The sequence below is a fragment of the Niallia oryzisoli genome (assembly GCF_036670025.1).
Lineage (GTDB): Bacteria > Bacillota > Bacilli > Bacillales > Cytobacillaceae > Bacillus_BD > Bacillus_BD oryzisoli.
Window position 1 is genome coordinate 5,607,580 of the sequence record NZ_CP137640.1, and the last position, 14,601, is coordinate 5,622,180.

The 14,601-nt window shown below is 39.5% G+C and carries 12 protein-coding genes; 5 read left to right on the forward strand and 7 right to left on the reverse strand.

Features of this window, described 5'->3' with window-relative positions:
* Positions 1-221: 221 nt before the first annotated feature.
* A complete protein-coding gene (locus R4Z09_RS27920) occupies positions 222-743 on the forward strand; it encodes a GNAT family N-acetyltransferase (RefSeq protein ID WP_338449930.1) in 522 nt (173 codons plus the stop codon).
* Between the two features lie 144 nt (positions 744-887).
* Here R4Z09_RS27920 and R4Z09_RS27925 read toward each other — a convergent pair whose 3' ends face one another.
* A complete protein-coding gene (locus R4Z09_RS27925) occupies positions 888-2,135 on the reverse strand; it encodes an S-layer homology domain-containing protein (protein ID WP_338449931.1) in 1,248 nt (415 codons plus the stop codon).
* A gap of 328 nt (positions 2,136-2,463) precedes the next feature.
* Positions 2,464-3,216, reverse strand: a complete 753-nt coding sequence (locus R4Z09_RS27930) for a DUF2161 domain-containing phosphodiesterase (protein WP_338449932.1) — start codon at positions 3,214-3,216, stop codon at positions 2,464-2,466.
* A gap of 527 nt (positions 3,217-3,743) precedes the next feature.
* Here R4Z09_RS27930 and R4Z09_RS27935 point away from each other — a divergent pair.
* Both R4Z09_RS27935 and R4Z09_RS27940 read left to right on the forward strand, forming a co-directional pair.
* The gene (locus R4Z09_RS27935; protein ID WP_338449933.1) at positions 3,744-5,027 is read left to right on the forward strand and encodes an aromatic ring-hydroxylating dioxygenase subunit alpha; all 1,284 of its coding nucleotides are present in this window, start codon (positions 3,744-3,746) and stop codon (positions 5,025-5,027) included.
* An 18-nt stretch (positions 5,028-5,045) separates the two neighbouring features.
* Positions 5,046-5,540, forward strand: coding sequence for an aromatic-ring-hydroxylating dioxygenase subunit beta (locus tag R4Z09_RS27940; protein WP_338449934.1), 495 nt, complete (start codon positions 5,046-5,048; stop codon positions 5,538-5,540).
* A gap of 224 nt (positions 5,541-5,764) precedes the next feature.
* Here the strand turns inward: R4Z09_RS27940 and R4Z09_RS27945 are convergent, their stop codons facing one another.
* From R4Z09_RS27945 to R4Z09_RS27955, 3 genes are all read right to left on the reverse strand, one after another.
* Positions 5,765-6,685: an L-lactate dehydrogenase gene (locus R4Z09_RS27945; protein ID WP_338449935.1), complete on the reverse strand. Its 921-nt coding sequence runs from the start codon at positions 6,683-6,685 to the stop codon at positions 5,765-5,767.
* Between the two features lie 27 nt (positions 6,686-6,712).
* Positions 6,713-7,492 carry a formate/nitrite transporter family protein gene (locus R4Z09_RS27950; RefSeq protein ID WP_338449936.1) on the reverse strand — a complete coding sequence of 260 codons (780 nt, stop codon included), beginning with the start codon at positions 7,490-7,492 and terminating at the stop codon, positions 6,713-6,715.
* 211 nt (positions 7,493-7,703) lie between these two features.
* The gene (locus R4Z09_RS27955) at positions 7,704-8,201 is read right to left on the reverse strand and encodes a YbaK/EbsC family protein (protein ID WP_338449937.1); all 498 of its coding nucleotides are present in this window, start codon (positions 8,199-8,201) and stop codon (positions 7,704-7,706) included.
* Between the two features lie 402 nt (positions 8,202-8,603).
* On the opposite strand from R4Z09_RS27955, the gene R4Z09_RS27960 reads away from it, so the two are divergent.
* On the forward strand, positions 8,604-9,923 hold the full coding sequence (locus R4Z09_RS27960) for an L-cystine transporter (RefSeq protein ID WP_338453371.1): 1,320 nt from the start codon (positions 8,604-8,606) through the stop codon (positions 9,921-9,923).
* A gap of 278 nt (positions 9,924-10,201) precedes the next feature.
* Positions 10,202-11,788, forward strand: coding sequence for a bifunctional metallophosphatase/5'-nucleotidase (locus tag R4Z09_RS27965; protein WP_338453372.1), 1,587 nt, complete (start codon positions 10,202-10,204; stop codon positions 11,786-11,788).
* 42 nt (positions 11,789-11,830) lie between these two features.
* Here the strand turns inward: R4Z09_RS27965 and R4Z09_RS27970 are convergent, their stop codons facing one another.
* Positions 11,831-13,114, reverse strand: a complete 1,284-nt coding sequence (locus R4Z09_RS27970) for an ATP-binding protein (protein WP_338449938.1) — start codon at positions 13,112-13,114, stop codon at positions 11,831-11,833.
* 149 nt (positions 13,115-13,263) lie between these two features.
* The gene (locus tag R4Z09_RS27975; protein ID WP_338449939.1) at positions 13,264-14,595 is read right to left on the reverse strand and encodes a citrate:proton symporter; all 1,332 of its coding nucleotides are present in this window, start codon (positions 14,593-14,595) and stop codon (positions 13,264-13,266) included.
* Positions 14,596-14,601: the final 6 nt, after the last annotated feature.

The window sequence follows — 14,601 nt, forward strand, 5'->3', positions numbered from 1 at the left end:
TTGGACATGTCTATTCGAAAAAAGCTCTGTAGCGTCACTTCTTACAAAACTTTACTTTCCTATGCTCTGGGATACGGTACCTGTCCCTGCGTACCATCTAGATGACATTTTTAATGTATACTAGATTACAATACCTTGTTATTTTAAAGGATTTCAAACAGCGGAAAAGAAAACAAGTTTCTCATTCATTTTTAAATAAAGAATCAGGAGATGATAATTAGATGGAAAAAATAGTGGTTCGTGATGCAGAAAAAGCGATGTACCCTTCCATTCGGGAACAAAGAATCAATGCTTACCGTGAATACATAGAGGTTCTTCCAGCAGACCATTGGAATGCATTGAAAAAATCTATTTCTTCGACTATTGCTGAACAGGAAGAAGTAGAATTAATTGTTGCCTTATCCGGTGAAAAAATGGTTGGAAGCGTTGCTTTATTCCCAACCAAGACAAATGCCTATGAAGGGAATATTGAGGAACTGGACTATCCGGAAATCCGCATGCTTGCCGTAGCCTCAGATGCCAGGGGCCAAGGGGTGGCATCGGCACTGATTTCTGAATGTATAAAACGTACAAAGGTAAAAAGATTCAACAGGATTGGTCTGCATACGGGGGAATTTATGAAAAACGCGATCGATCTATATGAAAAAATGGGATTTCAACGCTTACCCCAATACGACTTTATACCAGCCAATGACGGAATTATTGTAAGAGCGTATCAATTGAAATTTTCCGAACACGAGTAATCCATGGGTCCCGTGTCCCGATTTTGCTTAGCCGTACGAGAACGGGACGAACCCCGTGTACTACAAGCATCTAAAAAGCCCTGTGAGGGAAATCCTTTACAGAGCTTTTTTAGTGATTATAAAGTATCGTTGGAGGATGTCCCCTTATTCCTTTTGATAGATTCGGTACATTACTGCTGCCATTTGTGCTCTTGTTATGGGATCAGCTGGACCAAAGTTTCCATTTGGATATCCCGCCATAATGCCTTCTTGTTTCATGGTTTCTATTGCTGAAAAAGCCCAATAGCTTTTATTTATATCATTGAATTCGCTTGTTTCTGTAGTTGAAACTTGCTGATAAAATCCAGCATTGAAAAACATTTGCGCCATTTGCGCTCTTGTCATGTAGGTTTCCGGCGAAAACTTACCTGTTCCTATGCCGTTCATAACACCGTGCTGAGCCACTCTCGTGATAAAATCTTTCCCCCAAAAGCTGTCAGATACATCACTAAACTGAATGTTTTCACCTGTTGGCTTTAATCCTATAAAGTTACTGATCATCTTAGCTGCTTGCGCCCTTGTTAAATTTTCACCTGGTTTAAATGTCCCATCCGGGTAACCATTTGCCCAGCCCTTTGAAGTAATGAAAGAAATTTCTTCATTAGCCCAATGTCCGACAGTATCCGCGAAGCCTTTCTCGTCGTATTGGTACAAATTCCATTCTTCCATCACTTTAGTTATTGTATTTCGATAATATTCGCCGCCTAAGTGATTGTAACCCGCATCTGCAATTTCATATAAATATTGTTTTGAGGCATCTTCGTTGCTCCAGCCACTATTGATTCGGTCCCTATATTGATTGAGGGCAAATCCATAACGGTAATTCAATAATAAATTACCGGACAAATAATTCACAGCCTCTTCATAAGAGGAGAACTTACGATACCAGTTATCTCTTCTTTTATTTTCGTCATAAATAATGCGATCCCTGCCGTAATCAGCCAAAACAGGAATCGCTTCGTAATCTTCATTTGGTTGTCCTTTTAATTGCCATGCATTAGGTGGATTATATCCCCATGCTTTTATCCCGAAAATATTATTTGCATGGATCGCAATTCTTGTTGTTCCATAACCACTTTCGATAATGGCCATTCCCATGATCGCGCTTGTAGGTGCTCCCCACTTAGCGTTTGCAGCCTTTGCATAAACACCAATTTCATTCACAAATGCTTCTTTTAATTCGATAGAAGGAGTTCCATATATCGATAAATAAGCATTACTGTTTCGACCTAACTCCGCATTTTCAAACGGTAAATAATTAATAGAAGCTGCATGTGTCGTCACTGAATTTACGAGTATCATAGTGAAACACAAAGCAATAACCGAAGCAAATCTTGTTCTACTAACCATCATCAGTGTAATTTCCCCTTTTTATGAATCTTAGAAACTAGTTACCATAACAAGTTTACAAGCTTCATAGGAAAAAGGGCATAAAAATATAAAAATTACTACGTGGTAATTTATTGAAGCGGGCCATTGGTCCTTCATCTCGGTTTAGCTTAACTATGCAGGGTAACGGCCCCTGTTCGCACAACAATACTAGGACGCAGGACTCGTCCTGGGTTAATAAACAAGAACAGGCATGGCGTCCAAAGAAAAAAGGAAAGTCCTATAAGAATACATAATTACTGCAGAACTTTCCTAGTTGGTATTTAATATTGAACTGACTCTCATTTTATTCTCATCTCTCTAATCCTGGGTCAACGGACCTGTCCCCACGTACCTGTTTTAGATAATAATCCGTAATCTCCGGATAATCTTTTACCTCTTCCTTCCCCTTCTCGCTGATTTCATATACACCTCTTTTCACTCTTTCAAACCAACCATAGTAGTTTTTTGTTAAAATGGAAGAGGTTTTCTCTCCAGTTCCTTTTTCCTTTAAGGATTTTGGCGATAAGGGACCAAAACGTTCAAGATAGCATGCAATCTGAATGCAATTTTCTTTATAGGCAGTCATAATTTTGGTTCGACTACTGCCCCCCACATTATAATCAGCACTACGCCCTTCAATCTCTTTCATTAAAGATTCTCGCTTACGCTTGTTTTGTCCCTTGCTTTTACTGCCATTGAACGGCCTAGGATGAAAAAGAATTTCTGCTTTTGTCCCCTTCCCTTGAAAAGAAACCAATATTAACCCGAGCTCTAACCTCTTCACTAAATGGCATTTATCTCTCCATTGCTTAGAATTCAAACGCCCCTTTGGTCTTGGAATTCCAATGTAGACCTGATCGGTTAACCGCTGCCGTTTTGCCGCCTGGATGAGTAAATCAACACTTAATGTCAGCTTCAATTCGACAATCACAAGTTCATCATTTTTCACCGCCGCTATGTCACAATCGTTCACTTCTCCATACACTTCATAATCTTCACGAACAAAATACCTCTGGATCGGTTTATATAAATCTACCTCTTGTAGTTTTCTCGTTTCATTCATATGTCTCACCACTTAAGTTTCTATACTCCTCAAATATCCTGTTAATCTATTATATATGAATGTTCGGGTTTCTAAGCAATATTTAATAAAAGGAAAGGTTTACTTGTGCACCGGGTCGCGGTGCCTGTCCCCGCGACCCACTCCCTCGCCCCACCCTCATTACAATAAAATTCCAGCTTTTTTTTGTGATTTCGACCTTTTTTTCAAAAAGATTTCTATTTGCGAACGTTTTAGAATATTGTTACAATTGTTTATGAAGACTATTGAATATTCAAATATTCTAATAATCAAAACATTATTCAATGTATAAAGACACTGGGGGGTTTCTTTATTTAACATTGAAAATGTAAGCGATTTCGAATAAGGAGCAGCAGAACCGTCCCTCTGCTTCCGAAACAGAATATTTATTACTACTTTATTCCTGGGGGGGGAGTAAAATGTAAGGGTTTTCGTATTCATCTTTGTGGATGAAAAAAGGGGCGTTGAAACGAATTGTTTCTAAAAAATTAGTAAAGGGGAATTCTGTAATGGGAAATCAAACTACTACTTTTATCATCGACAATAAGGCAGAAAACAAATTTTTGGTTAACCGTAAAACTTTTGTCGACCAAGAAATTTTTGAACAGGAACGCGCTAAGATTTTTGAAAAGTGCTGGATTTATGTTGGGCATGAATCTGAAATCAAAAATAATGGCGACTTCCACACTAGAACAGTTGCCGGTAAACCAATTATTTTCACAAGAGATGCAGAAGGTGAAATTCGCGTATTATTAAATACTTGTACTCACCGCGGTTCACTTGTTTGCCGCGGCGATAAAGGAAACTGCAAAACGTTCTTATGTACGTACCATGCCTGGTCATTCAAAAACTCTGGGGAACTTGTTGGTGTTCCGATGGAAAAAGACGGCTATGGTGACAATTTTGACAGAAAAACATTAGATTTACACCGCGTAAGAAATGAAAGCTACAAAGGCTTTGTATTCTGTAACTTTGATGATAATGCGATCAGCCTGGAAGAATATTTAGGCGGAGCAAAGGAATATTTAGATTATGTTGCCGATCAATCCGCTGTAGGTATGGAAGTATTGCCAGGAACACATAAATATGCAATTAGAGCAAACTGGAAGCTATTAGGTGAAAACAGTATCGATGGTTACCATGTTCCTTACAACCATAAAACATATCTTGAATACATCGTTGATGAAGGGCAAGATGCATCAAAAGGACTTTACGGCCAAGGTAAAGCACTTGTAGGCGGCCATGCCGTAATGGAATATGAAGCTCCTTGGGGCCGTCCAATCGCAAAAGCGCAAAATAACTGGGATGACGAAAAGAAAGCACGCATTGCTGCAAAACGTCAAGAGTTAGTTGAGCGCTGCGGTGAAGAAAAGGCTCGTATGATGGCAGATATAAGCAGAAACGTATGGATTTTCCCTAACTTAATCATCAATGACATTGTGTCTGTAACGATTCGTACATGGGATCCAGTAAGCCCAGACTATATGGAAATTAATGCTTGGGCACTCGGACCAGTTGATGAAGATGCGGCTGAAAAAGAATTGAGATTAGATAACTTCTTAACCTTCTTAGGACCAGGCGGTTTCGCAACTCCAGATGATATCGAATCATTAGAAACTGCACAGCTTGGATTCAAAAATACGGTAAAACAAGTTCAATGGTCTGATATTTCAAGAGGTATGGACAAAGAAGTTTCTCCAACGACTGATGAAAAACAAATGAGAGCGTTCTGGAGAAAATATGATCAATTAATGAATGCCGAAGAAAAAGCGGTTCAAGAAACAAACGCATAATATTAGGGAGGGAAAACCATGAGTATTGTAAACGAAAAAATGACTGAAAGAGCAATTGAACAATTCTTATTTAAGGAAGCCGATATGCTTGATGCATGGCAATTAGAAGAATGGCTGCAATTATTTACGGAGGATGGAACATATTCTGTTCCTACTACAGACAATCCTGATGGCGATAGCAAAAACAGCTTATTCTTAATCTCTGACAACTATAGTCGATTAAAAGCACGTGTAAAACGTCTTTCAAATAAATGGGCACACTCAGAAAACCCACGTTCACGCACAAGAAGATTTATTACAAATGTACAAATTGCTGAAGAGGCAGACGGTGAAATCAAATTTACTGCTAACTTCATCGTCTACCGCATGAGATATGGATTTACAGACGCTTATGTTGGTAAATACTACTACACACTAGTAAACCAAAATGGCGAACTAAAAATCAAAGATCGCAAAGCAGTACTTGACCTTGAAGCACTAAGACCACATTCACGGGTTAGTATTATTCTATAAGAGTGGAACGCGGGGACAGGCACAGCGACCCTATTTTCCAGATTCACCAGTAAATATAACTCAATATATAGAAATAACTTAAAAACCGTTTCCCCATATTAACTTCAAAGGAGAGCTCATCCAATTGTGACAGCTCTCCTTTAAGTACTTGACGTAAATACAAGGACAGGAATCATGCCCCAGTGATATCACTTAAATGGGTCGCGGTGCCTGTCCCTCCATCCCTATGATGCCGACTCAATAGATTTTATCAGCTCTTTCATTTTGTTTGCTGACTGTTGTAGAAGTTCTTTTTCTTCTATTGTGAAGTCTAATTGTAATACCTCCCGAACGCCTGAGCGGTCAACGATTGATGGGACACCAAGATAGACATCTGATATTCCATGATAATCGGTCAAAAGCGTGGAGATATTTAGTACAGCTCCTTCATCCCTGAGAATAGCGGTGCAAATCCGATCAAGCGCTAATGCAATGGCATAATAAGTAGAGCCTTTTGTATTGATGATCTGGTAGGCAGCATCTCTTGTGTTTGTGAAAATATATTCTTTTGTGTTCTCTGCCAACTCTATTTCAGAACCGGCAACGTTTGCAAGACTCCACAATGGAACCTCAGAATCACCATGTTCCCCAACGATATGGGCATGAACACTGCGGGGATCAATATTTAGATTTTGTCCGATCAAATAGCGGAAACGTGCACTGTCCAGTAATGTACCGGACCCAATGATTCGTTCCACTGGCCAGCCGGATTTTTTCCAAGAAAAATAACTCATAATATCGACTGGATTTGTGGCTATTAACAGAATCCCATCGTTATTATACTTTAAGACCTCGCCGATGATACTTTCATAAATCCCAATATTCCGCTTCAGCAATTCAACCCGCGACTCTCCTGGCTTTTGTGCAGAACCTGCCGTAATAATGATAATATCCGCGTTCTCACAGTCCTTATAGGAACCTGCCCAAACCGTAGTCCTTCCAATAAACGGCATCCCATGATTCATATCCAATGCATCTCCAATGGCTTTATCCACATTGGCATCTATCAGAACCAGTTCATCCATTCGATGTCTTAGAAGCAGTGTATAGGCTGTAGTAGAACCCACAGCTCCAACGCCAATCACAACAATTTTTGTTTTTTTCATGATAAAAAACACTCCTCGCTAAATATATTAATCTTCTAGGAACGGCTTATTAACGTAGTAATACATCACCGCCATCAAGAGTCCCCCGCCAATTAAATTCCCAATGGTGACTGGGACTAAATTATGTATAACACCCTCCCATGAGATGGAAGCAGGATGATCGACTACGAGCGCAATGGCGAACGTACACATATTGGCAATACTATGTTCATAGCCGGAGATGAAAAAGCAAAAGACAAATAACATCATCGCGAACATCTTCGCACCATTCTCCTGAAAAAACATCGGAATGAAGAAAGCCAAACACACAAGCCAGTTACATAAGATTCCCCGGAAAAACAGTTCTATTGTGGGAACATGCATTTTCTTTTCCACTACACTGAGGAGGAAACCATTCACTGAATGGTCGGCAAACAGCCCCGTCAAGAAGATAAAGCCTGCAAAAACGGCAGCCCCAAGCATATTTCCGAGATAACTGGACATCCAAAGGAGCACCACTTGAACCCATTTTATCTTCCTTCTTAACGCTGCATAGGTATAGTAAAAGGTATTTCCCGTGAACAAATCACCGCCGCCATATGAAATCAATATGATTGCTGCCCCGAAAGTGATAGCAGCCATTGGATAGGTGAAAGGGGAATGCTCTAAATAAAAGTAATTCCCTGTTTTAAAAGCAACGATCACCCCAAAACCAATAAACATACTGGCCAGCGCGGCTCTTGCAAGGTAACGAATGAAACTGTTACGGAAGATTATCAGCTTCTTAAGCGCCAGCTCCTCTATTTTGGATAAACCACTAATTTCCATATACGAACTCTCACCTTCTCATAAACTGCCTACTTTATACCCTTTCTATTAACACCTTCCATATTATTCTTCCCGCTTTCCTATTTATTCATGAGAAACGTGGCTATCCTGTTTCTCACCAGCACCTTTGGAGAAGCAAAAGAACTCAGGCCATGTCAGCACTGAGTTCTAAAGTAAATCAGGAATTATATTTTAGGAATGACATAAGTTTTTAATTGGATTGAGATGTCTCCTCATCTCCCCATCCTTTACAAACATCTACCCACTCTTTTGCGTAGGAATATTGATAGAGTTCATCACAGGTTAGTTCAATGGCGGAGTTATTACTTCCGCATGCTGGGAATAGGGTCTCGAACCGCTTCATAGAGATATCGAGATACACATCTAAATCATTTGCCAATCCAAACGGACAAACGCCGCCAACCCTATGACCAGTTTGCTCGAGCACCTCATCAGCTGAAAGCATTCGGGCCTTAAGCTGAAAGGCATCACGAAATTTCTTATTATCAACCTTTGCATCCCCAGCCGCCACAATTAAGATCGCTTTTTCCCCTTCACCTCTAAATGACAAAGTCTTGGCAATTCTCGCCGGAATGACTCCAATTGTATCAGCAGCCTGTTCAACCGTGGCACTCAATGTGGAAAACTCCATCACATCTTTCTCACGATTCCATTGTTTAAAATGGTTTTTAACACTTTCTAATGACATTTATATACAACCTCCATTGTTATGTAAAAAGAGAACCGCGGGGACAGGTCCCTCGTCCCGCAAGAAAAAACATTGAGAAAGCTGAATCTCTGTACCAGCTCCCTCTTTTTTAATTAAAGCATATCTCCTTTTGTTCTTTATCTATCCCGAACCAGTATGATAAAAACTCGCTTTTTTGTTTTGAGTAATACTTAATGAGAGTTGCACATTGAAACGGTGGGCACCGCGACCCTATTTTATTATTCAAATATACTATCTTTCTATAATTCTCACTTGACACCTCGGAATTGTTTAGGTACTCTTAGATGCATACTTATTAATATACGGAGGATAGAAATCTTGAATTCAGTACTTATTATTATTAATATCGTCATTTTTTTACTTTTATCTGCCGCTTTATTTATGATGCAGAAAAAGCATGTCTCTTTTTCTAAGCGTGTATTCACAGGTTTGGGTTTAGGGATTGTATTTGGATATATCATTCACCTGATATATGGAATGGAGTCGGATGTCACAACGGAGACAATCAGTTGGTTGAGCATTGCCGGAAGCGGCTATGTTAAGCTTTTGCAAATGGTGGTCATGCCACTTGTCTTCATTTCGATTGTGGGAGCTTTTACGAAATTAAAAATCACGAAAAACCTCGGGAAAATCAGTTTCCTTGTGATTGGAATTTTACTAGCAACAACGGGGATTGCGGCAGCCATTGGTATTGGTTCAACCCTTGGATTCGGTCTTGATCACTTTGAGTTAACAGAAGGGGAAGCAGAAGCTGCTCGAAATGCTGAGCTTGTGGAAAAAGTCGATACTGCTGCAAATCTGACCATCCCTCAACAAATTCTTGAGATGATCCCAAGCAATCCGTTTGCTGACTTGACCGGTGCTCGTCCAACCTCAACAATTGCTGTGGTTATCTTTGCGGCGTTCATAGGAGTAGCCTTCATTGGAATTAAACGAAAGCAGCCAGCAGAAGCAGAACTTTTTGCCAAGATTGTAGATTCTCTGTATGCAATTATCATGAGAGTTGTAACACTCGTACTGCGTCTCACTCCATACGGAATTATGGCGTTAATTACAAAAGTTGCAGCAACAAGCAATTATGAAGCAATTGTCAACCTAGGCAAGTTTGTAATTGCTTCATATGTAGCATTGATTCTTATGTTTGTCGTACATTTACTATTACTAATGATGGCAAAATTAAACCCGTCACATTATCTCAAAAAAGCATTTCCTACCTTGGCGTTTGCGTTTACATCACGTTCAAGCGCGGGTGCATTGACATTAAATATTAACAGCCAAGTCAAAGATTTAGGAGTATCTGAAGGGGTTGCTAACTTTGCGGGTCCTTTTAGTCTATCAATCGGTCAAAACGGTTGTGCAGGGATTTACCCAGCGATGCTTGCGATCATGGCAGCACCTGCTGCAGGGATTGATCCTACAAGTATTTCTTTCATCTTAACACTGATTGTCGTGGTCATGATTAGTTCATTCGGCGTTGCCGGTGTCGGTGGAGGAGCAACGTTTGCCTCCTTAATCGTACTTTCCGTCTTGGACCTGCCAGTTGCTATCGTTGGTTTATTAATCTCAGTTGAGCCATTAATTGACATGGGACGTACAGCCCTAAATGTAAGTGGCAGCATGACAACAGGCATCTTAACAAGCAAAATAACAGGCGACTTCGAAGAAGAAGTATACCAAAAACCAGAAATCGCAGAGGCATAAAAGGCAAAATTCACATGGTCTTCGTCAGTATAAAGTAATTTCAAGAATCCGATTAACCTCGTTATAGTAGGTTTTCGGATTCTTTTTTTATGGCCTTATTCACTTGTCCCGAGCTATCACCTTTTGGGTCGGGGAGACAGGCACCGCGACCCAAGTTAACAAAATCGTCACTAATGGCGGTCTTTACAAAAACTTTATCCTATCAAGACAATCCTTTAACACTCCATCGATATTGTTATATTAATAGATTACATAAGGAGAACGATAGAATGATAAAGATGAAGAAATTAATACCGGCTCTTGTTTTATCTACTTCACTTTTAGGGACAACGGTATCCGCTGCTCCACCTGAGCATTCCAATTTTAAAAAAAGGTATATTCCGGTTCAGCTATTGGGAGTGAATGATTTTCACGGACAGCTTGATGTATACCGAACGGTGGGAGGAAGGCAAGTAGGTGGGGCTGAATACTTGGCAGCCTATTTGAAAAAATATCAAGCGGAAGCGAAGAAGAATACATTGATGGTTGAGGTTGGCGATGCTGTTGGTGCAAGTGCACCTACTTCAGCTTTATTGCAGGATGAACCGACAATTGAATTTTTAAATGAATTAGGCTTTGATGTTGGAACAGTTGGAAACCACGAATTTGATGAAGGCGTAGAAGAAATGATGCGTTTAATTTATGGGGGAGAACATGAGGTTACTGGTACCTTTGAAGGGGCAAATTTCCCTATTACAGTGGCAAATGTGATGGATAAAGAAACGGGAGAACATATTCTTCCTCCCTATGTGATTAAAAAAGTGAACGGCATGCCGATTGGATTTATCGGTGTTGTCACAACCGAAACCCCTGATATTGTAGTGGCAAGTGCTGTCGAAGGGATTGAATTTACAGATGAAGTGAAGGCAATCAATAGAGCAGCTGCAGAATTAAAAGAAAAAGGCGTTCAATCCATTGTTGTTTTAGCTCATAATCCGGTTTCCTCTGCACAAGACGGTTCTAACCCAACAGGTGATGTAGCTGAGTTCGCCAACCAAGTAGATGATGAAATTGATGTCATCTATGGCGCTCATAATCATGGATATGCCAATACAACTGTGGATAATAAATTAATTGTACAATCATATGCAAACGGAACAGCATTTTCTGATGTAGATTTATTAATTGATCCAAAAACAAAAGATATTGTCCAAAAAAAGGCAGAAATTGTTACGACCTATCACGAAGGAATCGAACCTGATACAGAAGTAAAAGAAATGGTAGATTCCTATAAGGAAACAGTAGCTCCTTTAGTGAATGAAGTCATTGGACAAGCTGCCGATTCATTAACAAGAAATCAGGATGACAGCGGTGAATCTTCGCTTGGTAATTTCACAGCTGACTCACAGCGTATAGCGATGGGTACAGATTTTGCTTTTATGAATCCAGGCGGAATCCGCGCTGATATTGATGCAGGTTCTATTACATGGGGCGAGGCATACACAACTTTCCCATTTGGTAATAATCTTGTTTCTATGGAACTGACAGGGGAGCAAATTAAAAGGGTTTTAGAGCAACAATGGAGCGGCAGTTATCCGCGCATGCTGCAAGTTTCCGGTCTTCACTATACTTGGGATAAGAACGCACAAAATAGTGAACGAATTGTAAAAATCACAGATCTTGAAGGGAATCCAGTTAATCCTGATCAAACCTATACAGTGACTGTAAACAGCTTTCTATCAACTGGAGGGGACGGTTTCACTGTCTTAAAAGAAGGCAAGAATCTATTAAACGGCCCTGTTGACCTTGACGCGTTAGTTGAATATATCAAAGGTTTCAATGAACCTATCAAAGCACCTGCACTAGATAGAATTGATGTTCAATAATACAGGGGTCGAGGGGACGGCACCTCGACCCACCAACTTTACTCAAACAATCGGGTCGAGGTGCCTGTCCCCCTGACCCACTGGGAGATTGATATAGAAAGTTGTCCCTTTTTCTTGTAAGCTTTCCACTTCAATTTTCCCGCCAATTCCTTTTATTACACTGAAGGCAACCATCATTCCTAAACCAGTTCCATTTTCTTTTGTAGTAAAAAATGGTTCACCTAATTGATCAATTTGCCGCTGGGTCATACCTATGCCCTTATCCTGAATGGTGATATTGATATTGGATGTCCGATTGCAATCCAAAGTAATATTTATTTCTCCACCATTTGGCATCGATTCAATTCGATTTTTTACTATATAGATTAGACATTGTTCGAATTTTTTTCGCTCGCCGAGGACAAAACAATTGTTATTCTTCAGAAGTGATATATTTATTTTTACGTTATGTTCCTCTGCTACAGGAGTTAGTACTTCGATCCCGCGTTGAATTGATTCAAAAATCGGAATCTTATCTCTATTTTTAGGAGCTGGGTTTGCAAAGGTCAAATAATCATCAATAATGTTTATTGCATGATCTAACTCTTGAGCTGCTATTTTCAAGTATTGATTTCTTGTCTCGATTGAAATCTTTTCATCCGAAAGAAGCTGAATAAATCCTTTCGTAGCAGTAAGAGGGTTGCCAATTTCATGAGAAAAACTTGCAGCAAGTTGACTGGCAACATCTAATTTCTTTGCTTTCATTGATTTGTGTAACAAATCAAAATTAATAAGAATAATCTCCGTTAAAAGAGTGGCAATGACCATTCCAATCACATTTATAAACCAATGTTCAATACCGATTTTCATTGTAAAAGTCTCAGGCTTGTTTATTAGAAATGATCCAATAATTAACGAAATAAGGATTAATACACTATTTATTAATACTTTCTGCTTTAACGATTTCTTTAAATAATAATTTGATAGTAAACTTGCACAGATAGTAGTTAGTATTAAAATGATACTAGATAAATAAAATACATCTCCACCCATTAAATACCTAGTGCTGAACATGACAGCTAATAATACAAAACCTACCTTATATCCCCCATATAAAGTTCCCAGAATCAGAGGAATCCTGCGAAAATCTAAAAGAAGAGGTTGAAGTAAGGCTATTGGAAAGGTCATACATAAAATAATGGATAATATAGGAAAAATGGCAAACATCCACCTTTTAACCCATTTAAATTGATAATTATAATGTAAAAGATAGAACAATTGCCATACAAATAGGGGAAACATAACTGATAAAAAACTGATAATTAAGTTCTTTGTATAAAGATCCATGCAAATACCCCTGAAGTTATTTTATTAAAAGTAATATAATTAGAATATATCAGAAAAATACAGTTTCACCAACCATAAAAAACGGGACGCGGGGACAGGCACCTTGACCCAAATTCGGGTCGCGGTGCCTGTCCCTGTGTCCCATTATTTTATAGAGGAATTATTCCTGAGAATATACCCACGATGATGTAAATGAGTAGTATTCCTAATGACCATTTTCCGGCGGTTTTATGAAGATCTCCTAGACTGATACCCGTAATGTAAATTAAAAGATAAACAGATGCAACGAGTGGGCCCATGATGCCAAACGGAGTACCGAATAAGGATGCCGTTCCAATGGATATTGCATCAATGCCGTAATTAGCAGCTGTTTCAGCTAGTACTGGTAGAACACCAAAGTAAAAGCCGTCAGGACCAATAAAGAATAGAGCTGGTGCACTGACAATCGCTGTAATGAGAGCCATGTATGGCCCAAGTTCAGTAGGAATAATGTCTACTAGAGATTGTGCCATAGACTCTGAGATAGGAGTACCTTTGAAAATACCTGAGAATACTCCAGCAGCTAAAACCATACTTACTACTGCCAATGCATTTGGAGCATGTGCTGCAATTCGTTCCCGTTGCTGATCTAAAACCGGGTAATTAATGACTAACGCTAGAGCTGTACCGATAATAAATAGGATAGCAGCCGGCAGCCATTCTAATATAATCGCTACCATAATGATCGCTGATAGCAGCGCATTGAACCAAATCAATTTAGGACGTTTCATCTTACTATCTTCTGGACTAATATTCTCAATTACAGCGCTTTCAATAGATGCATCCTGAATGACAGTATCTTCAATCTTAACTTGCTGCGTATTTTCCCTTCGAAGCCGGGCTCTTTCTTTTAAACCAATCATATAGGCTACACCCACAACGTATAGCAGACCGATAATCATACCTGGCAGCATGTTAAGATATAGTTTTGTCGGATCAAGATGCAGTACACTTCCTACTCGACCTGCTGGGCCTCCCCAAGGGACAAGGGTTGTGATTCCAACCTGCATAATGATGATGCTGGCCAAGACAATCGGACTAATCCCTAGCCTTTTATATAATGGAAGAAAAGCGGTAACGACAATCATCATTGTTGTCGAACCATCACCATCAAATCCGATAATTCCTGCCAATACAGCTGTTGCTACAATAACCTTTAATGGATCTCCTTTTGTCCAGCCTATCATCTTTGATGTTAATGGATCAAAAAGTCCTGTATCTAACATAATACCAAAATACAAAATAGCAAATAATAATAGAAACGCAGTTGGGGCTACATTTTGAATCCCTTCCATCATTAATGGACCTAATTCCTTGCCGAAGCCCCCAATGATTCCAAAGATAATCGGAATCAGCGTTAACCCCACAAATGGGGAAAGACGTTTTGTCATGATTAGAACTAAAAAGGTTATAATCATGGCGAATCCTAAAATAGACAACATAAACTC